This is a genomic window from Streptomyces sp. TOM-9 (assembly GCF_056858595.1).
The window spans coordinates 5,539,177-5,559,292 of record NZ_JBXEQB010000001.1; the positions used below are offsets into that span (position 1 = coordinate 5,539,177).

Annotated in this window: 15 protein-coding genes and 1 tRNA gene; 15 read left to right on the forward strand and 1 reads right to left on the reverse strand. The window is 67.4% G+C overall.

What is annotated here, in order from left to right:
* Positions 1-90: 90 nt before the first annotated feature.
* Positions 91-1,308 carry a pyridoxal phosphate-dependent aminotransferase gene (locus AC1VWI_RS25910; RefSeq protein WP_499513411.1) on the reverse strand — a complete coding sequence of 406 codons (1,218 nt, stop codon included), beginning with the start codon at positions 1,306-1,308 and terminating at the stop codon, positions 91-93.
* A 214-nt stretch (positions 1,309-1,522) separates the two neighbouring features.
* On the opposite strand from AC1VWI_RS25910, the gene AC1VWI_RS25915 reads away from it, so the two are divergent.
* From AC1VWI_RS25915 to tuf, 15 genes are all read left to right on the forward strand, one after another.
* Positions 1,523-1,595: transfer RNA gene (locus tag AC1VWI_RS25915), tRNA-Trp, on the forward strand.
* Between the two features lie 63 nt (positions 1,596-1,658).
* Positions 1,659-1,958 (forward strand): preprotein translocase subunit SecE, encoded by a 300-nt coding sequence (gene secE / locus AC1VWI_RS25920; protein ID WP_499513412.1) that lies wholly within the window; start codon positions 1,659-1,661, stop codon positions 1,956-1,958.
* Positions 1,959-2,027: 69 nt separating this feature from the next.
* Complete coding sequence (nusG, locus tag AC1VWI_RS25925) at positions 2,028-2,846, forward strand: transcription termination/antitermination protein NusG (RefSeq protein ID WP_499513413.1); 819 nt, start codon at positions 2,028-2,030, stop codon at positions 2,844-2,846.
* Positions 2,847-3,106: 260 nt separating this feature from the next.
* The gene (gene rplK / locus AC1VWI_RS25930; protein WP_319135229.1) at positions 3,107-3,541 is read left to right on the forward strand and encodes a 50S ribosomal protein L11; all 435 of its coding nucleotides are present in this window, start codon (positions 3,107-3,109) and stop codon (positions 3,539-3,541) included.
* 74 nt (positions 3,542-3,615) lie between these two features.
* The gene (gene rplA / locus AC1VWI_RS25935; RefSeq protein ID WP_499513414.1) at positions 3,616-4,341 is read left to right on the forward strand and encodes a 50S ribosomal protein L1; all 726 of its coding nucleotides are present in this window, start codon (positions 3,616-3,618) and stop codon (positions 4,339-4,341) included.
* Between the two features lie 161 nt (positions 4,342-4,502).
* On the forward strand, positions 4,503-5,456 hold the full coding sequence (locus AC1VWI_RS25940) for an SCO4651 family lipoprotein (protein WP_499513415.1): 954 nt from the start codon (positions 4,503-4,505) through the stop codon (positions 5,454-5,456).
* A gap of 271 nt (positions 5,457-5,727) precedes the next feature.
* A complete protein-coding gene (rplJ, locus tag AC1VWI_RS25945; RefSeq protein ID WP_319135235.1) occupies positions 5,728-6,282 on the forward strand; it encodes a 50S ribosomal protein L10 in 555 nt (184 codons plus the stop codon).
* Between the two features lie 81 nt (positions 6,283-6,363).
* The gene (gene rplL / locus AC1VWI_RS25950) at positions 6,364-6,747 is read left to right on the forward strand and encodes a 50S ribosomal protein L7/L12 (RefSeq protein ID WP_499513416.1); all 384 of its coding nucleotides are present in this window, start codon (positions 6,364-6,366) and stop codon (positions 6,745-6,747) included.
* Between the two features lie 566 nt (positions 6,748-7,313).
* Positions 7,314-10,802 carry a DNA-directed RNA polymerase subunit beta gene (gene rpoB, locus AC1VWI_RS25955; protein WP_499513417.1) on the forward strand — a complete coding sequence of 1,163 codons (3,489 nt, stop codon included), beginning with the start codon at positions 7,314-7,316 and terminating at the stop codon, positions 10,800-10,802.
* A gap of 97 nt (positions 10,803-10,899) precedes the next feature.
* On the forward strand, positions 10,900-14,799 hold the full coding sequence (locus tag AC1VWI_RS25960) for a DNA-directed RNA polymerase subunit beta' (RefSeq protein WP_499513418.1): 3,900 nt from the start codon (positions 10,900-10,902) through the stop codon (positions 14,797-14,799).
* Positions 14,800-14,981: 182 nt separating this feature from the next.
* Entirely contained in the window at positions 14,982-15,413 is a 432-nt protein-coding gene (locus AC1VWI_RS25965; protein ID WP_499513419.1) for a DUF1707 and DUF4190 domain-containing protein, read from the forward strand.
* A gap of 301 nt (positions 15,414-15,714) precedes the next feature.
* Positions 15,715-16,086, forward strand: coding sequence for a 30S ribosomal protein S12 (gene rpsL / locus AC1VWI_RS25970; RefSeq protein WP_014144289.1), 372 nt, complete (start codon positions 15,715-15,717; stop codon positions 16,084-16,086).
* Positions 16,087-16,088: 2 nt separating this feature from the next.
* Complete coding sequence (gene rpsG / locus AC1VWI_RS25975; RefSeq protein WP_018558864.1) at positions 16,089-16,559, forward strand: 30S ribosomal protein S7; 471 nt, start codon at positions 16,089-16,091, stop codon at positions 16,557-16,559.
* Positions 16,560-16,601: 42 nt separating this feature from the next.
* Positions 16,602-18,731 carry an elongation factor G gene (gene fusA, locus AC1VWI_RS25980; protein ID WP_499513420.1) on the forward strand — a complete coding sequence of 710 codons (2,130 nt, stop codon included), beginning with the start codon at positions 16,602-16,604 and terminating at the stop codon, positions 18,729-18,731.
* A gap of 160 nt (positions 18,732-18,891) precedes the next feature.
* Entirely contained in the window at positions 18,892-20,085 is a 1,194-nt protein-coding gene (gene tuf / locus AC1VWI_RS25985) for an elongation factor Tu (protein ID WP_089226439.1), read from the forward strand.
* Positions 20,086-20,116 lie beyond the last annotated feature (31 nt).

Consider the following 20,116-nt stretch of genomic DNA (forward strand, 5'->3'; position numbering starts at 1 on the left):
CTTTCGGCCGCTTTCCCCGAACGAGCGCTTGCCCGCACACACACGCGGGCCCCCGGACCGGCCGGTCCGGGGGCCCAAGGGGCGGTTCGCTCAGGCCTTGGCCTCGCCCAGCAGCTTCTGCAGCCGGGAGACGCCCTCGACGAGGTCCTCGTCACCGAGCGCGTACGACAGGCGCAGGTAGCCGGGGGTGCCGAAGGCCTCGCCCGGGACCACGGCGACCTCGGCCTCCTCCAGGATCAGCTCGGACAGCTCCACCGAGCTCTGCGGCCGCCTGCCGCGGATCTCCTTGCCGAGCAGCGCCTTGACCGACGGGTACGCGTAGAACGCGCCCTCCGGCTCGGGGCAGACGACACCGGGGATCTCGTTGAGCATCCGCACGATGGTCTGGCGGCGGCGGTCGAAGGCCTTGCGCATCTCGCCCACGGCCACCAGGTCACCGGAGACGGCGGCCAGGGCGGCGACCTGCGCGACGTTGCTCACGTTCGAGGTGGCGTGCGACTGCAGGTTGGTGGCGGCCTTGACGACGTCCGTGGGGCCGATGATCCACCCCACGCGCCAGCCGGTCATGGCGTAGGTCTTGGCCACGCCGTTGACGACGACGCACTTGTCGCGCAGCTCGGGGAAGAGCGCGGGCAGCGAGACCGCGGAGGCGCCCCCGTAGACCAGGTGCTCGTAGATCTCGTCGGTCAGCACCCACAGGCCGTGCTCGACGGCCCAGCGGCCGATCGCCTCGGTCTCGGCCTCGGTGTAGACGGCGCCGGTCGGGTTGGACGGCGACACGAAGAGCACGACCTTGGTCTTCTCCGTGCGGGCGGCCTCCAACTGCTCGACGGAAACCCGGTAGCCGGTCGTCTCGTCGGCGACCACCTCCACCGGGACACCGCCGGCCAGCCGGATCGACTCGGGGTAGGTCGTCCAGTACGGCGCCGGGACGATGACCTCGTCACCCGGGTCGAGGATCGCGGCGAAGGCCTCGTAGATGGCCTGCTTGCCGCCGTTGGTGACCAGGATCTGGGAGGGGTCGACCTCGTAGCCGGAGTCGCGCAGCGTCTTGGCGGCGATCGCGGCCTTCAGCTCCGGCAGGCCGCCGGCCGGGGTGTAGCGGTGGTACTTCGGATTGCGGCACGCCTCCACGGCCGCCTCGACGATGTAGTCGGGCGTCGGGAAGTCGGGCTCGCCGGCTCCGAAGCCGATGACCGGTCGCCCGGCGGCCTTGAGGGCCTTGGCCTTCGCGTCCACGGCGAGCGTCGCGGACTCGGAGATCGACCCGATGCGGGCCGACACGCGTCGTTCAGTTGCAGCGGTCATGCCTGCATCGTCGCAGACCCGGGGGTACCGGAGCACACGAGTTCACGTTCCGGTCGGAACCGCGCGCAACCGCGCCGAACCGCGCCCGGACACGCGACGCATTCGACGCCCGGCCCGCGAACACGTACACTCATCCGTCGATGGCCCCCGCGAGCTGATCTTGGCTGCACACATCGTGCAGCCGCTCGGATGCGGTACGTTGGGGGGCACTCAAAGGGTCGTAGCTCAATTGGTAGAGCACTGGTCTCCAAAACCAGCGGTTGGGGGTTCGAGTCCCTCCGGCCCTGCTACAAGCAGGCAGACGCTTTGAGGATTGTTTCGGCAAACGACCCGGATTCAGGTGAGGACGAGTGACGGAAGCCCTGGGCTCCACCGCGACGCCTGAAAGTGGTCGTCCCGACGGTGAATCCACGGACGCCGGCTCCAAGAAGCCCCGCCGCGGCGGCAAGCGCGGCAAGAAGGGGCCCCTCGCGCGCCTCGCGCTCTTCTACCGCCAGATCGTCGCGGAGCTCCGCAAGGTCGTCTGGCCCACGCGCAGCGAGCTCATCACCTACACCAGCGTGGTGATTGTCTTCGTTGTGGTCATCATCGCGCTCGTTACCGTGATTGACTGGGGATTCAACAAGGGCGTCTCGTACGTCTTCGGGTGATTCCTCCCGCGGAGGGCGCCCGCGGCGCCCGACCGCCTGTTCCACATCGTGAAGGAAGAAGCAGCGACCGTGTCTGACCCGAACCTGTACGACGCCGACGAGACCGTCGAGGGCGACGACACCGCGCTTGACATCGTCGAGGCCGCCGACGGCGACATCGACCAGGCGGAGGCTGCAGACGAGGCCGCCGGCGAGCCCGCCGAGCAGGCTGCCGTCCAGGTCGTCGACGAGGACGAGGCCACGGAAGAGGAAGCCGCGGAGGAGCAGGCCCCGGTGGACCCGGCCGCCTCGTTCCGCGAGGAGCTGCGCGCCCTCCCCGGCGAGTGGTACGTCATCCACACCTACGCCGGCTACGAGAACCGCGTGAAGTCCAACCTGGAGCAGCGCGCCGTCTCGCTGAACGTCGAGGACTACATCTACCAGGCCGAGGTGCCCCAGGAAGAGGTCGTCCAGATCAAGAACGGCGACCGCCGCACCGTCCGCCAGAACAAGCTGCCCGGCTACGTGCTGGTGCGCATGGACCTGACGAACGAGTCCTGGGGCGTCGTCCGCAACACCCCCGGCGTCACCGGCTTCGTCGGCAACGCCTACGACCCGTACCCGCTGACGCTGGACGAGGTCACCAAGATGCTGGCCCCGGAGGCCGAGGAGCAGGCCGCTGCCGCGGAGGGCGGCGAGGGCGGTGCCGTTACGAAGCGCAAGGTCGAGGTCCAGGTGCTGGACTTCGAGGTCGGCGACTCGGTCACGGTCACCGACGGCCCGTTCGCGACGCTGCAGGCCACGATCAACGAGATCAACCCGGACTCGAAGAAGGTCAAGGGCCTCGTCGAGATCTTCGGCCGCGAGACCCCGGTCGAGCTCAGCTTCGACCAGATCCAGAAGAACTAGCAGCCCGTAACACCGGAAGAGCCCCCGCCCGCGGTCACCCGCCGGGCGGGGGCTCTTCCGCGTACGGCGGGGGCGGTCGACCATGGTGGCGGGGGAGCGTCGCGCAGACGGCCGCTCCAGGCGGTTTCCGGGGTCCTCGGGGGTGCCGCCGGGTCGTCTCTGACCTGCTCGGTTTCAGGGCTCGGCACGATACCCGCTATCGTGGTGCGGTATGCCTGCTCGCAGGCAGGAAAACTCTCACTAGGACCCGGAGAGAGCACATGCCTCCCAAGAAGAAGAAGGTCACGGGGCTTATCAAGCTCCAGATCAACGCCGGCGCGGCCAACCCGGCCCCGCCGGTGGGCCCGGCGCTGGGTCAGCACGGCGTCAACATCATGGAGTTCTGCAAGGCCTACAACGCGGCCACCGAGTCGCAGCGTGGCTGGGTGATCCCGGTGGAGATCACGGTCTACGAGGACCGTTCCTTCACCTTCATCACCAAGACCCCGCCGGCTTCCCGCATGATCCTCAAGGCCGCGGGTGTGGAGAAGGGCTCCGGCGAGCCGCACAAGACCAAGGTCGCGAAGCTTACGCGTGACCAGGTCCGCGAGATCGCCACGACCAAGCTGCCCGACCTCAACGCGAACGACCTGGACGCCGCCGAGAAGATCATCGCCGGCACCGCGCGTTCCATGGGCATCACGGTCGAGGGCTGACCACACCACCAGCAGTTCCGTGGCAGGGCCTGCTCGGCCCGCACCACGACTCCTCAGGACACACAGGAGCAGTAGTGAGCAAGCGCAGCAAGTCTCTCCGCGCTGCGGACGCCAAGATCGACCGGGAGCGTCTGTACGCGCCCCTCGAGGCCGTCCGTCTCGCCAAGGACACCTCCACCAGCAAGTACGACGGCACCGTCGAGGTGGCCTTCCGTCTGGGCGTCGACCCGCGCAAGGCCGACCAGATGGTCCGTGGCACCGTGAACCTTCCGCACGGCACCGGTAAGACCGCCCGGGTCCTGGTCTTCGCGACCGGTGACCGTGCCGAGGCCGCGCGTGCCGCGGGCGCCGACATCGTCGGCGCCGACGAGCTCATCGACGAGGTCGCCAAGGGCCGCCTGGACTTCGACGCCGTCGTCGCCACCCCGGACCTCATGGGCAAGGTCGGCCGCCTCGGCCGCGTCCTCGGCCCCCGTGGTCTGATGCCGAACCCGAAGACCGGCACCGTCACCCCCGACGTGGCCAAGGCCGTCACCGAGATCAAGGGCGGCAAGATCGAGTTCCGCGTCGACAAGCACTCGAACCTGCACTTCATCATCGGCAAGACCTCGTTCGGTGAGCAGCAGCTGGTCGAGAACTACGGCGCGGCCCTGGACGAGATCCTCCGTCTGAAGCCGTCCGCCGCCAAGGGTCGCTACATCAAGAAGGCCGCCATCAGCACCTCGGTGGGCCCCGGCATCCCGGTCGACCCGAACCGCACCCGTAACCTCCTCGTCGAGGAGGACCCGGCCTCCGTCTGACCGGGTCGGGCCCCTGGGCCCGTGCAGTTGTGAACCGGCCCCGCGCCTCTCCGGAGGTGCGGGGCCGGTTTTTCCGTACGACCGTGTCGGCGCCGTGCGTTACCGTGGCAAGCGGTTCCACGGGGACCCGGGGACGACGGACGGTATGGGGTGGGGATTTCATGAGCTTGTCGGCAGCGAAGCGTCTGGGCGTCGGTCTGGCGGCCGTGGCCGTCGTGGTCGGGCTCGCGGGCTGCGACGACGGCGACGGGGGCGGCAAGAAGCGCAAGAAGGCCGAAGCGCCCCACGGGGCGGTCCAGGGGCAGGGCGAGATCGCCAAGGCCATCCAGGCCGCCTTCGAGAAGACCTCGGAGGCGAAGTCCGCCAAGGTGCGCATGACGCTCACCCTGCCGGCCGGCGCGCAGGGCGGCGGCACGATGCGGATCGCCGGAGTGCAGGGGTGGGACCCGGCGGTCATGGACGTCACCATGGAGGGCTCGGCCTTCACCGCCGCCGACCCGGACGCCCCCTCCCGGATCCGCATGATCATGCTGGACCAGGCCATGTACATGGACATGGGGGCGAAGCAGGCCGCCGAGATGGACGGCAAGCGCTGGATGAAGCTGGACCTGAAGGCCGCGGCCGAGGTGAGCGGCAGCGAAGAGCTGCAGAAGCAGATGACCGGCGGCCTGGACAACATGAACCAGGACCCGGCCGAGCAGCTCGCCCTGCTGCTCCAGTCGCCCAGCCTGAAGCACGTCGGCGCGGAGAAGGTCGGCGGCGTCCAGGCGGACCACTACAAGGGCACGCTGACCTTCGCGGAGATGGTGGACGCCAACAAGGCCACCGGCGTCCTGTCCGAGAAGGAGCGCAAGGCCCTGGTCGCCAACGCCGAGAAGGCGGGCATCAAGGGCTACGACACCGAGATCTGGGTCAACCAGGACCACTACCCGGTGAAGATGGTCGTGGGCGTGAGGACGCCCGAGGGCACGCTCCGCATGAACGCCTCCTACTCCGACTACGGCACCGCGGTGGGCGTCCAGGCGCCGCCGGCGAAGGACACCGTCGACCTCTTCGGGATGCTCGGGGACATGAAGGCCTCCGGCCTGACCGGAGGCTCCGGCCTCACAGGCTGACCTGCCCCGACACCGGATTTGCCTGGCACGGATCCATTCGCGTACCCTTCACGGGAAGCCAAAGACCGCTGGTTGCTGGCGTGCCCGTGAGGGTGCGGCAGCCGAAGGATCCGCTGATGCGGACGGCCCGCGCAGGTGACAGTGGATGCACTCCCGGGAACGCTCCTCGCGATTCCGGTCGAGTCACGCCCCGTGCGCCTGCGCCGGGGCGTTTGTTTTGCCCGGCCCCTTCCCGTGCGGTCCGAATCACCCGGAAGGAGGCCGAGGCTCTATGGCGAGGCCCGACAAGGCCGGTTCGGTTGCCGAGCTGACGGACAAGTTCCGCAGCTCCAACGCCGCCGTGCTGACCGAGTACCGCGGTCTCACCGTGGCGCAGCTCAAGACGCTGCGCCGTTCGCTCGGTGAGAACGCCCAGTACGCCGTGGTGAAGAACACGCTGACCAAGATCGCGGCCAACGAGGCCGGGATCACCGCTCTGGACGACCTGTTCGCGGGTCCGACGGCGGTCGCCTTCGTCACCGGTGACCCGGTGGAGTCGGCGAAGGGTCTCCGTGACTTCGCCAAGGAGAACCCGAACCTCATCATCAAGGGCGGTGTGCTTGACGGCAAGCCGCTGTCCGCCGATGAGATCAAGAAGCTCGCGGACCTCGAGTCCCGCGAGGTGCTGCTCGCCAAGCTGGCGGGTGCCATGAAGGCAAAGCAGGGCCAGGCCGCTGCTGTCTTCCAGGCCCTGCCTTCGAAGCTCGTCCGCACCGTGGAAGCGCTGCGCGAGAAGGTCGAGCAGGGCGGTGCCGGTACGCCGGCTCCCGCCGAGGACGCGGAGTAGTCACTCCCGTGCTCTAGCGGGCCCGTACGCCCGCCGACATGTACATCCGGCACCTGCCGAATTAGTGGAAGGACCGCCATCATGGCGAAGCTCAGCCAGGACGACCTGCTCGCGCAGTTCGAGGAGATGACCCTCATCGAGCTCTCCGAGTTCGTGAAGGCCTTCGAGGACAAGTTCGACGTCACCGCCGCCGCCCCGGTCGCCGCCGTGGCCGCCGGTGTCCCCGGTGCCCCCGCCGAGGCCGTCGAGGAGAAGGACGAGTTCGACGTCATCCTCACCGGCGCCGGCGAGAAGAAGATCCAGGTCATCAAGGTCGTGCGCGAGCTGACCTCCCTGGGTCTGAAGGAGGCCAAGGACCTCGTCGACGGCACCCCGAAGCCGGTCCTCGAGAAGGTCAACAAGGAGGCCGCCGAGAAGGCCGCCGAGTCCCTCAAGGCCGCGGGCGCGTCCGTCGAGGTCAAGTGATCCCTGCCCCTTCCGGGGGGCTGATCAGCCGCGGGGCGGCCACCCTTTCGGGTGGCCGCCCTCGGTCGTTTGCGTGGTGCGTCACCCGGTCCGGCGACCGACCCGGGTAGGGTGATCATCACTGTTCCGGGACCGTCGGCTTCCTCGAGCTGTGACGATCTCCGCGGGGCGGAGGCCTTGACGAACCGCACGCAGCGCGCGATTCTCAGGACGCGTCGTCACATCGGCCATGGACCGAGGCATGGAACGAAGGCGATGCGGGAATGCCTAGCGTGGCAAGCGTGAAAGAGGGCATGACGGCTCACAACAAGGGGCTCCTACCGACCCCTCCGGAGGACGAGATTGGTGCAGTACCGGTCTCCGAAACTCTGCACTGGACATCAGTGTGCCAAGTGGCTACACTGACCCTTTGCGCTGCCTGTTAGCTGCCGCCTGGCCCGTCACCAGGGGCAAGCCCAAGCCTGAGCACACATGAGGAACCGTCCTGACCAGGGCCTCCTTGTCTGCGCCCGGGGGCGGAAGCCGGTACGCGCGTAGTGAGTCCGAGCCCTCGGAAGGACCCCCTCTTGGCCGCCTCGCGCAACGCCTCGACTGCCAATTCGAACAACGGCGCAAGCACCGCCCCGCTGCGCATCTCTTTCGCGAAGATCAAGGAGCCCCTCGAGGTCCCGAACCTCCTCGCGCTGCAGACCGAGAGCTTTGACTGGCTCCTCGGCAACGCCGCCTGGAAGGCTCGCGTCGAGGCGGCCCTGGACAGTGGCCAGGACGTCCCCACCAAGTCCGGTCTGGAGGAGATCTTCGAGGAGATCTCGCCGATCGAGGACTTCTCCGGGTCGATGTCGCTGACCTTCCGCGACCACCGTTTCGAGCCTCCGAAGAACTCGATCGACGAGTGCAAGGAGCGCGACTTCACGTACGCTGCCCCGCTCTTCGTCACGGCCGAGTTCACCAACAACGAGACCGGCGAGATCAAGTCCCAGACGGTCTTCATGGGCGACTTCCCGCTCATGACCAACAAGGGCACCTTCGTCATCAACGGCACCGAGCGTGTCGTGGTGTCCCAGCTGGTGCGCTCGCCGGGTGTCTACTTCGACAGCCAGATCGACAAGACGTCCGACAAGGACATCTACTCCGCCAAGGTCATCCCCTCCCGTGGTGCCTGGCTGGAGATGGAGATCGACAAGCGCGACATGGTCGGTGTCCGCATCGACCGCAAGCGCAAGCAGTCCGTGACCGTCCTCCTGAAGGCGCTCGGCTGGACCACCGAGCAGATCCTCGAGGAGTTCGGCGAGTACGAGTCCATGCGCGCCACCCTGGAGAAGGACCACACCCAGGGCCAGGACGACGCGCTGCTGGACATCTACCGCAAGCTGCGTCCGGGCGAGCCGCCGACCCGTGAGGCCGCGCAGACGCTGCTGGAGAACCTCTACTTCAACCCCAAGCGCTACGACCTGGCCAAGGTCGGCCGCTACAAGATCAACAAGAAGCTGGGTGCCGACGCGCCGCTCGACGCCGGCGTGCTGACCGTCGAGGACGTCATCTCGGCGATCAAGTACCTGGTCAAGCTGCACGCGGGCGAGACCGAGACCACCGGCGACAACGGTTCCTCCGTGGTCGTCGAGGTCGACGACATCGACCACTTCGGCAACCGTCGTCTGCGCAACGTCGGCGAGCTCATCCAGAACCAGGTCCGCACGGGTCTGGCCCGTATGGAGCGCGTCGTCCGCGAGCGGATGACCACCCAGGACGTCGAGGCGATCACGCCGCAGACCCTGATCAACATCCGGCCGGTCGTCGCCTCCATCAAGGAGTTCTTCGGCACCAGCCAGCTGTCCCAGTTCATGGACCAGACGAACCCGCTGTCGGGCCTGACCCACAAGCGCCGTCTGTCCGCGCTGGGCCCCGGTGGTCTGTCCCGTGAGCGGGCCGGCTTCGAGGTCCGTGACGTGCACCCGTCCCACTACGGACGCATGTGCCCGATCGAGACCCCCGAAGGCCCGAACATCGGTCTGATCGGCTCGCTGGCCTCCTACGGCCGGGTCAACGCGTTCGGTTTCGTGGAGACCCCGTACCGCAAGGTCGACGAGAACGGTGTCGTCACCGACGAGGTCAACTTCCTCACGGCCGACGAGGAGGACCGCTTCGTCATCGCCCAGGCGAACGCCCCGCTGACCGACGACAACCGCTTCGCGGAGTCGCGCGTCCTGGTGCGCCGCCGTGGTGGCGAGATCGACTACGTCCCCGGTGAGGACGTGGACTACATGGACGTCTCGCCGCGCCAGATGGTGTCGGTCGCGACCGCCATGATCCCGTTCCTCGAGCACGATGACGCCAACCGCGCGCTCATGGGATCGAACATGATGCGCCAGGCCGTGCCGCTGCTCAAGGCGCAGGCCCCGCTGGTCGGCACCGGCATGGAGTACCGCTGTGCGGTCGACGCCGGTGACGTCATCAAGGCCGACAAGGACGGTGTGGTCCAGGAGGTCTCCGCGGACTACGTCACCGTCGCCAACGACGACGGCACCTACAACACCTACCGGGTCGCCAAGTTCTCCCGCTCGAACCAGGGCACGTCCTTCAACCAGAAGGTCGTCGTGGACGAGGGCGCCCGCGTGATCGCCGGCCAGGTGCTCGCCGACGGCCCGTCCACCGAGCGCGGTGAGATGGCGCTGGGCAAGAACCTCCTGGTGGCGTTCATGCCGTGGGAGGGCCACAACTACGAGGACGCGATCATCCTCAGCCAGCGTCTGGTGCAGGACGACGTCCTCTCCTCGATCCACATCGAGGAGCACGAGGTCGACGCCCGTGACACCAAGCTCGGCCCCGAGGAGATCACCCGGGACATCCCGAACGTCTCCGAGGAGGTCCTGGCCGACCTCGACGAGCGCGGCATCATCCGCATCGGTGCCGAGGTCGTCGCCGGCGACATCCTGGTCGGCAAGGTCACCCCGAAGGGCGAGACCGAGCTGACCCCGGAGGAGCGCCTGCTGCGCGCGATCTTCGGCGAGAAGGCCCGTGAGGTCCGTGACACCTCGCTGAAGGTGCCGCACGGCGAGACCGGCAAGGTCATCGGCGTGCGCGTCTTCGACCGCGAGGAGGGCGACGAGCTGCCGCCCGGCGTGAACCAGCTGGTCCGCGTCTACGTGGCACAGAAGCGCAAGATCACCGACGGTGACAAGCTCGCCGGCCGCCACGGCAACAAGGGCGTCATCTCCAAGATCCTGCCGATCGAGGACATGCCGTTCCTGGAGGACGGCACCGCGGTCGACATCATCCTCAACCCTCTGGGTGTCCCGTCCCGGATGAACCCGGGACAGGTCCTGGAGATCCACCTCGGCTGGCTCGCCGCCCAGGGCTGGGACGTCTCCGGCATCGGCGACGAGTGGGCGCAGCGCCTCACGGCGATCGGCGCCGACCAGGTGGAGGCCGGCACCAACGTCGCCACCCCGGTGTTCGACGGTGCCCGCGAGGACGAGATCGCAGGTCTCTTCGAGGCCACGATCCCGAACCGCGACGGCCAGCGCCTGGTGCTGCCCTCCGGCAAGGCCCGGCTCTACGACGGTCGCTCCGGCGAGCCGTTCCCGGACCCGATCTCGGTCGGCTACATGTACATCCTCAAGCTGCACCACCTGGTGGACGACAAGCTGCACGCCCGTTCCACCGGTCCGTACTCGATGATCACCCAGCAGCCGCTGGGTGGTAAGGCGCAGTTCGGTGGTCAGCGCTTCGGTGAGATGGAGGTGTGGGCCCTTGAGGCGTACGGCGCGGCCTACGCGCTGCAGGAACTCCTCACCATCAAGTCCGACGACGTCCTGGGCCGCGTGAAGGTCTACGAGGCGATCGTCAAGGGCGAGAACATCCCCGAGCCGGGCATTCCCGAGTCCTTCAAGGTGCTCATCAAGGAAATGCAGTCGCTCTGCCTCAACGTGGAGGTGCTGTCCTCGGACGGCATGTCCATCGAGATGCGCGACACGGACGAGGACGTCTTCCGCGCGGCGGAGGAGCTCGGTATCGACCTGTCCCGGCGCGAGCCGAGCAGCGTCGAAGAGGTCTGACGGGCCGGCCGGGGAGCTGCCGTGAGCAGCTCCCCGCCTCCCCCGGACCGTTCAGACATGTTTGACTTTCGACCCCGAAAGAGGGATTGACGACAAAGTGCTCGACGTCAACTTCTTCGACGAGCTGCGGATCGGCCTTGCGACCGCGGACGACATCCGACAGTGGTCCCATGGCGAGGTCAAGAAGCCTGAGACCATCAACTACCGCACCCTGAAGCCCGAGAAGGACGGACTCTTCTGCGAGAAGATCTTCGGCCCCACCCGGGACTGGGAGTGCTACTGCGGCAAGTACAAGCGTGTCCGCTTCAAGGGCATCATCTGTGAGCGCTGCGGCGTCGAGGTCACTCGCGCCAAGGTGCGTCGTGAGCGGATGGGCCACATCGAGCTGGCCGCCCCCGTGACCCACATCTGGTACTTCAAGGGCGTTCCGTCGCGGCTGGGCTACCTGCTCGACCTCGCCCCGAAGGACCTCGAGAAGGTCATCTACTTCGCCGCCTACATGATCACGTGGGTGGACGACGAGCGTCGTACCCGCGACCTGCCCTCGCTGGAGGCCCAGGTCTCCGTCGAGCGTCAGCAGATCGAGCAGCGCCGTGACTCCGACATCGAGTCCCGGCAGAAGAAGCTCGAGGCCGACCTCGGCGAGCTGGAGGCCGAGGGCGCCAAGTCCGACGTGCGCCGCAAGGTGCGCGAGGGCGCCGAGCGGGAGATGAAGCAGCTGCGCGACCGTGCCCAGCGCGAGCTGGACCGGCTCGACGAGGTGTGGTCCCGCTTCAAGAACCTCAAGGTCCAGGACCTGGAGGGTGACGAGCTGCTCTACCGCGAGCTGCGGGAGCGCTTCGGCACCTACTTCCAGGGTTCGATGGGTGCCGCGGCGCTGCAGAAGCGCCTGGAGTCCTTCGACCTGGACGAGGAGGCCGCCAAGCTCCGCGAGATCATCCGTACCGGCAAGGGCCAGAAGAAGACCCGTGCGCTCAAGCGCCTCAAGGTCGTCTCCGCCTTCCTGCAGACCACCAACAAGCCCCAGGGCATGGTGCTGGACTGCGTCCCGGTGATCCCGCCGGACCTGCGTCCGATGGTGCAGCTGGACGGTGGCCGCTTCGCGACCTCCGACCTGAACGACCTGTACCGCCGCGTCATCAACCGCAACAACCGCCTCAAGCGCCTCCTCGACCTCGGTGCCCCCGAGATCATCGTGAACAACGAGAAGCGCATGCTCCAGGAGGCCGTCGACGCGCTCTTCGACAACGGCCGTCGTGGTCGCCCGGTCACGGGCCCCGGCAACCGTCCGCTGAAGTCGCTGTCCGACATGCTCAAGGGCAAGCAGGGCCGGTTCCGTCAGAACCTGCTCGGCAAGCGCGTCGACTACTCGGCCCGTTCGGTCATCGTCGTCGGCCCGCAGCTCAAGCTGCACCAGTGCGGTCTGCCCAAGGCCATGGCGCTGGAGCTCTTCAAGCCGTTCGTGATGAAGCGCCTGGTGGACCTGAACCACGCGCAGAACATCAAGTCGGCCAAGCGCATGGTCGAGCGCGGCCGCACGGTCGTGTACGACGTGCTCGAAGAGGTCATCGCCGAGCACCCGGTGCTGCTGAACCGTGCGCCGACCCTGCACCGCCTCGGCATCCAGGCCTTCGAGCCGCAGCTGGTCGAGGGCAAGGCCATCCAGATCCACCCGCTCGTCTGCACCGCGTTCAACGCGGACTTCGACGGCGACCAGATGGCCGTGCACCTGCCGCTGTCCGCGGAGGCGCAGGCCGAGGCCCGCATCCTGATGCTGTCCTCGAACAACATCCTCAAGCCCGCCGACGGCCGTCCGGTGACGATGCCGACGCAGGACATGGTCCTGGGTCTGTTCTTCCTCACCACGGACGCGGAGGAGCGCGAGCTCCGGGGTGAGGGCCGGGCGTTCGGCTCGACCGCCGAGGCGATCATGGCCTTCGACGCGCGCGAGCTCTCGCTCCAGTCGCGGATCGACATCCGGTTCCCGATCGGCACCGTCCCGCCGCGTGGCTGGACCCCGCCGGCGGACGTCGAGGGCGAGGAGCCCTGGCAGCTGGGCGACTCCTTCCGGCTGAACACGACCCTGGGCCGTGCGCTCTTCAACGAGCTGCTGCCCGAGGACTACCCGTTCGTGGACTACCCGGTGGGCAAGAAGCAGCTCTCCGAGATCGTCAACGACCTCGCCGAGCGCTACCCGAAGGTCATCGTGGCGGCGACGCTCGACAACCTGAAGGCGTCCGGTTTCCACTGGGCGACCCGTTCCGGTGTCACCGTGGCCATCTCCGACGTCGTCGTGCCCGAGGCCAAGAAGGCCATCATCGCGGGCTACGAGGCTCAGGACGAGAAGGTCCAGAAGCAGTACGAGCGCGGTCTGATCACCAAGGACGAGCGCACGCAGGAGCTCATCGCGATCTGGACCAAGGCGACCAACGAGGTCGCCGAGGCGATGAACGCGAACTTCCCGAAGACCAACCCGATCTTCATGATGGTCGACTCGGGTGCCCGCGGAAACATGATGCAGATGCGTCAGATCGCGGGTATGCGTGGCCTGGTGTCCAACGCGAAGAACGAGACCATCCCGCGGCCGATCAAGGCGTCGTTCCGCGAGGGTCTCACCGTGCTGGAGTACTTCATCTCCACCCACGGTGCCCGTAAGGGTCTCGCGGACACCGCTCTGCGTACCGCCGACTCCGGTTACCTGACCCGTCGTCTGGTCGACGTCTCCCAGGACGTCATCATCCGCGAGGAGGACTGCGGCACCGAGCGCGGCCTCAAGCTGGCGATCGCCGAGCGCTCCGAGGACGGTTCGCTGCGCAAGACGGACGACGTCGAGACCAGCGTGTACGCGCGCTGCCTCGCCGAGGACGTCGTGGTGGACGGCAAGGTGCTGGCCACCGCCGGCACCGACCTGGGCGACGTGCTCATCGAGCAGCTCATCCACAACGGCGTCGAGGAGGTCAAGACCCGCTCGGTCCTGACCTGCGAGTCCGCGGTGGGCACCTGCGCGATGTGCTACGGCCGTTCGCTCGCGACCGGCAAGCTGGTGGACATCGGTGAGGCGGTCGGCATCATCGCCGCCCAGTCCATCGGCGAGCCCGGCACCCAGCTGACGATGCGTACCTTCCACACCGGTGGTGTGGCCGGTGACGACATCACGCAGGGTCTGCCGCGTGTCGTCGAGCTCTTCGAGGCGCGTACCCCCAAGGGTGTCGCCCCGATCTCGGAGGCGGCGGGCCGCATCCGGATCGAGGAGACCGAGAAGACCAAGAAGATCGTCATCACCCCGGACGACGGTGCCGAGGAGATCGCCTACCCGATCTCCAAGCGTGCCCGGCTGCTGGTGGGCGAGGGCGACCACGTCGAGGTCGGCGAGAAGCTGACCGTGGGTGCCACCAACCCGCACGACGTGCTGCGCATCCTGGGTCAGCGGGCCGTCCAGGTCCACCTGGTCGGGGAAGTCCAGAAGGTCTACAACTCGCAGGGTGTGTCGATCCACGACAAGCACATCGAGATCATCATCCGGCAGATGCTCCGCCGGGTGACGATCATCGAGTCCGGCGACGCGGAGCTGCTGCCGGGCGAGCTGGTCGAGCGCGGCCGCTTCGAGACCGAGAACCGTCGGGTCGTGGCGGAGGGTGGCCACCCGGCCTCCGGCCGTCCGCAGCTGATGGGTATCACCAAGGCCTCGCTGGCCACCGAGTCCTGGCTGTCGGCCGCCTCCTTCCAGGAGACGACCCGAGTCCTCACCGACGCGGCGATCCACGCCAAGTCCGACTCGCTGCTGGGCCTCAAGGAGAACGTCATCATCGGTAAGCTCATCCCGGCCGGTACGGGTCTGTCCCGCTACCGCAACATCCGGGTCGAGCCGACCGAGGAGGCCAAGGCCGCGATGTACTCGGCCGTCGGCTACGACGACATCGACTACAGCCCGTTCGGCACCGGCTCCGGCCAGGCCGTCCCGCTGGAGGACTACGACTACGGCCCGTACAACGGCTGAGTCGTCCGCTCGAAGCCGCTGGGCGGCCATCCCCTGGGGGTGGCCGCCCAGCGGCTTTGTGCCGCCTTGGAGGGCCCTGTGGGGCCTTCCGGGGCGGTACGGGCGGGGGGAGGGGCGGCACGGACCGGCCGACCGTGTGACGGGGCGCCCTGGGAACGTGGTTTTCCGGGCATAATGGAGCGATGCGGGCTGCGAACGATGATCGCGAGCGTACGGTGGACGTGCTCAAGGTTGCGTTCACCGAAGGGCGGTTGACCCAGCCGGAGTTCGAGGACCGGGTCGGGCTGGCCTACCAGGCGGTGACGTACCAGGAGCTGTACGGGCTCACCGCGGACATCCCGCGTCCACGCCGGCTCCCCGCGCCCCCGCCGCCGGTCAACGCCAAGGCGGTCGCCTCACTGGTCTGCGGTGCGGTGGGCATGTTCGGACTGGTGATCCCCGGGATACCGGCCGTGGTGCTGGGGCACATGGCGCGCCGGGAGATCCGGCGCACGGGCGAGCGGGGCGACGCGCTCGCGGTGTGCGGACTGGTGATGGGATACCTTCTGACCGCGTTCACGGTCGCGATCACGGCGATCGTCGTTATGGTGGTAGTGGCGGTCAGTCACGGCTGAGTGCGTTCTCGCGAGCCCCCCGCGGGGGCCCGGCGGGAGGGTGCGGCATCGGCCGAGACCATATGTTTTGACCGAAGGCTGGGCGCTGGGTACGCTCTGACCTTGTGCCTGGGGTGTGCCCGGGTTCTCGTGCGTGCACTTGTCCGTACGGGACACCGAGGCCGATACACCGACAAATACGCAGTTTCGCTTCGACGGAAATCGTATGAGGTGCGCGACACACCCGACCGCGTGGGTCGGCGTGAGCCGCTGAAGCCCCAGGTTAGAAGTATCGAGTCGGCACACAGAAACCGGAGAAACGGTGCCTACGATCCAGCAGCTGGTCCGAAAGGGCCGGCAGGACAAGGTCGAGAAGAACAAGACGCCCGCACTGAAGGGTTCCCCTCAGCGCCGCGGCGTCTGCACGCGCGTCTACACGACCACCCCGAAGAAGCCGAACTCTGCCCTGCGCAAGGTCGCGCGTGTGCGACTGACCAGCGGCATCGAGGTCACCGCTTACATCCCGGGTGAGGGTCACAACCTGCAGGAGCACTCCATCGTGCTCGTGCGTGGTGGCCGTGTGAAGGACCTGCCGGGTGTTCGCTACAAGATCATCCGCGGCTCGCTCGACACCCAGGGTGTCAAGAACCGCAAGCAGGCCCGCAGCCGCTACGGCGCCAAGAAGGAGAAGTAAGAATGCCTCGTAAGGGCCCCGCCCCGAAGCGCCCGGTCATCATCGACCCGGTCTACGGTTCTCCTCTGGTGACGTCGCTCGTCAACAAGATCCTGCTGCACGGCAAGCGCTCCACCGCCGAGCGCATCGTGTACGGCGCCCTCGAGGGCCTGCGCGAGAAGACCGGGCAGGACCCGGTCATCACGCTCAAGCGCGCCCTGGAGAACGTCAAGCCCTCCCTCGAGGTCAAGTCCCGCCGTGTCGGTGGCGCGACCTACCAGGTGCCGATCGAGGTCCGCCCCGGCCGCGCCAACACCCTGGCGCTGCGCTGGCTGGTGGGTTACTCCCGCGCCCGCCGCGAGAAGACCATGACCGAGCGTCTGATGAACGAGCTGATGGACGCCAGCAACGGTCTGGGCGCCGCGGTGAAGCGTCGCGAGGACACCCACAAGATGGCCGAGTCCAACAAGGCCTTCGCGCACTACCGCTGGTAGTCCGCGCCCCCATCGAGAGAACCGAGAGAAGACTGAAGCCTTATGGCTACCACTTCACTTGACCTGGCCAGGGTCCGCAACATCGGGATCATGGCCCACATCGACGCGGGCAAGACGACGACCACCGAGCGGATCCTGTTCTACACCGGTGTCTCGTACAAGATCGGCGAAGTCCACGACGGCGCTGCCACCATGGACTGGATGGAGCAGGAGCAGGAGCGCGGCATCACGATCACGTCGGCCGCGACGACCTGCCACTGGCCGCTGGAGAACGTCGACCACACCATCAACATCATCGACACCCCGGGTCACGTCGACTTCACCGTCGAGGTGGAGCGCTCGCTGCGCGTGCTCGACGGTGCCGTGACGGTGTTCGACGGTGTCGCCGGTGTCGAGCCGCAGTCCGAGACCGTCTGGCGTCAGGCGGACCGCTACGGTGTGCCGCGTATCTGCTTCGTCAACAAGCTCGACCGCACCGGCGCCGAGTTCCACCGCTGCGTCGACATGATCGTGGACCGCCTCGGTGCGGTTCCGCTGGTCATGCAGCTGCCGATCGGTGCCGAGGCCGACTTCAAGGGCGTGGTCGACCTCGTCCAGATGAAGGCCCTCGTGTGGTCCGCCGAGGCCACCAAGGGCGAGATGTACGACGTCGTCGACATCCCGGACACCCACACCGAGGCCGCCGACGAGTGGCGCGGCAAGCTGCTCGAGGCCGTCGCCGAGAACGACGAAGAGATGATGGAGCTGTACCTGGAGGGCACCGAGCCCAGCCAGGAGCAGCTGATGGCGGCCATCCGCCGCATCACCCTCGCCTCCAAGGGCGGCGCGGGCTCCGTCACCGTCACCCCGGTGTTCTGTGGAACCGCGTTCAAGAACAAGGGCGTCCAGCCCCTGCTCGACGCGGTCGTGCGTTACCTGCCGTCGCCGCTGGACGTCGAGGCCATCGAGGGCCACGCCGTCGGCGACGCCGAGCAGATCATCAAGCGCAAGCCCTCGGACGACGAGCCCTTCTCCGGTCTCGCGTTCAAGATCATGAGCGACCCGCACCTCGGCAAGCTCACCTTCGTCCGGGTGTACTCGGGCCGCCTGGAGTCCGGCAGTTCCGTGCTGAACTCCGTCAAGGGCAAGAAGGAGCGCATCGGCAAGATCTACCGCATGCACGCGAACAAGCGTGAGGAGATCGACTCGGTGGGCGCCGGCGACATCGTCGCCGTCATGGGCCTGAAGCAGACCACCACCGGTGAGACGCTGTCCGACGACAAGAACCCGGTGATCCTGGAGTCCATGGACTTCCCGGCTCCGGTCATCCAGGTCGCGATCGAGCCCAAGTCCAAGGGCGACCAGGAGAAGCTGGGTGTCGCCATCCAGCGTCTCTCGGAGGAGGACCCCTCCTTCCAGGTCCACTCGGACGAGGAGACCGGCCAGACGATCATCGGCGGCATGGGCGAACTGCACCTCGAGGTGCTGGTCGACCGCATGAAGCGCGAGTTCAAGGTCGAGGCGAACGTGGGCAAGCCCCAGGTCGCCTACCGCGAGACCATCCGCAAGGCGGTCGAGCGGATCGACTACACGCACAAGAAGCAGACCGGCGGTACCGGCCAGTTCGCGAAGGTGCAGATCTCGCTGGAGCCGCTGGAGGGCGGAGACGCCTCCTACGAGTTCGTCAACAAGGTCACCGGTGGCCGCATCCCCCGCGAGTACATCCCGTCGGTGGACTCCGGTGCCCAGGAGGCCATGAAGTTCGGCATCCTGGCCGGCTACGAGATGGTCGGCGTCCGCGTCACCCTTCTCGACGGTGGCTACCACGAGGTCGACTCCTCCGAGCTGGCGTTCAAGATCGCCGGTTCGCAGGCCTTCAAGGAGGGCGCCCGCAAGGCGAGCCCCGTCCTCCTCGAGCCGATGATGGCCGTCGAGGTCACCACGCCCGAGGAGTCCATGGGCGACGTCATCGGCGACCTCAACTCCCGCCGTGGCCAGATCCAGGCCATGGAGGAGCGCAGTGGTGCCCGGGTCGTCAAGGGCCTGGTACCGCTGTCGGAGATGTTCGGCTACGTCGGCGACCTCCGCAGCAAGACGTCGGGTCGCGCGAGCTACTCGATGCAGTTCGACTCCTACGCCGAGGTTCCCAAGAACGTCGCCGAGGAGATCATCGCGAAGGCCAAGGGCGAGTAACCCAGCAGTTGTTCCCGCACTAGGCTTGACCGGGAGGCTTGGGGGCATTCCGCCGCGAACCGCAAGGGGAGCGTCGGATGCCCCGGCCGCCCGTAACCCAGCAAAGATCACCCTGGCGCCGATGAAGTAAGGCGTACAGCAACTCCACAGGAGGACCCCAGTGGCGAAGGCGAAGTTCGAGCGGACTAAGCCGCACGTCAACATCGGCACCATCGGTCACATCGACCACGGTAAGACCACTCTTACCGCTGCGATCACCAAGGTGCTGCACGACGCGTACCCGGACCTGAACCCCTTCACGCCGTTCGACCAGATCGACAAGGCGCCGGAGGAGCGGCAGCGCGGTATCACCATCTCCATCGCGCACGTCGAGTACCAGACGGACGCGCGTCACTACGCGCACGTCGACTGCCCGGGTCACGCGGACTACATCAAGAACATGATCACCGGTGCCGCGCAGATGGACGGCGCCATCCTCGTGGTCGCCGCCACCGACGGTCCGATGCCGCAGACCAAGGAGCACGTGCTCCTGGCCCGCCAGGTCGGCGTTCCGTACATCGTCGTCGCCCTGAACAAGGCCGACATGGTGGACGACGAGGAGATCCTGGAGCTCGTCGAGCTCGAGGTCCGTGAGCTGCTCTCCGAGTACGAGTTCCCGGGCGACGACCTGCCGGTCGTCCGCGTCTCCGCGCTGAAGGCGCTGGAGGGCGACAAGGAGTGGGGCGAGAAGCTCCTCGGCCTGATGAAGGCCGTGGACGAGGCCGTCCCCACCCCCGAGCGCGACGTCGACAAGCCGTTCCTGATGCCGATCGAGGACGTCTTCACGATCACCGGTCGTGGCACCGTCGTCACCGGTCGTATCGAGCGCGGCATCCTCAAGGTCAACGAGACCGTCGACATCATCGGCATCAAGACCGAGAAGACCACCACCACGGTCACCGGCATCGAGATGTTCCGCAAGCTGCTCGACGAGGGCCAGGCCGGTGAGAACGTCGGTCTGCTGCTCCGCGGCATCAAGCGCGAGGACGTCGAGCGCGGCCAGGTCATCATCAAGCCGGGTACGGTCACGCCGCACACCGACTTCGAGGCCCAGGCCTACATCCTGTCGAAGGACGAGGGTGGTCGTCACACCCCGTTCTTCAACAACTACCGCCCGCAGTTCTACTTCCGTACCACGGACGTGACCGGCGTCGTGACCCTCCCCGAGGGCACCGAGATGGTCATGCCGGGCGACAACACCGCCATGACGGTCGCGCTGATCCAGCCGATCGCCATGGAGGAGGGCCTGAAGTTCGCCATCCGCGAGGGTGGCCGGACCGTCGGCGCCGGCCAGGTCACCAAGATCCTGAAGTAAGGATCCCGGCGATCTGCCGCTTGCCGTAGGC

Excerpts from the sequence above, each read along its gene's own strand:
- rplL (WP_499513416.1), top strand. The coding sequence starts at position 6,364 with ATGGCGAAGCTCAGCCAGGACGACCTGCTCGCGCAGTTCGAGGAGATG.
- rplK (WP_319135229.1), top strand. The coding sequence starts at position 3,107 with ATGCCTCCCAAGAAGAAGAAGGTCACGGGGCTTATCAAGCTCCAGATC.
- rpsG (WP_018558864.1), top strand. The coding sequence starts at position 16,089 with ATGCCTCGTAAGGGCCCCGCCCCGAAGCGCCCGGTCATCATCGACCCG.
- fusA (WP_499513420.1), top strand. The coding sequence starts at position 16,602 with ATGGCTACCACTTCACTTGACCTGGCCAGGGTCCGCAACATCGGGATC.
- AC1VWI_RS25965 (WP_499513419.1), top strand. The coding sequence starts at position 14,982 with ATGCGGGCTGCGAACGATGATCGCGAGCGTACGGTGGACGTGCTCAAG.
- rplJ (WP_319135235.1), top strand. The coding sequence starts at position 5,728 with ATGGCGAGGCCCGACAAGGCCGGTTCGGTTGCCGAGCTGACGGACAAG.
- AC1VWI_RS25910 (WP_499513411.1), bottom strand. The coding sequence starts at position 1,308 with ATGACCGCTGCAACTGAACGACGCGTGTCGGCCCGCATCGGGTCGATC.
- AC1VWI_RS25940 (WP_499513415.1), top strand. The coding sequence starts at position 4,503 with ATGAGCTTGTCGGCAGCGAAGCGTCTGGGCGTCGGTCTGGCGGCCGTG.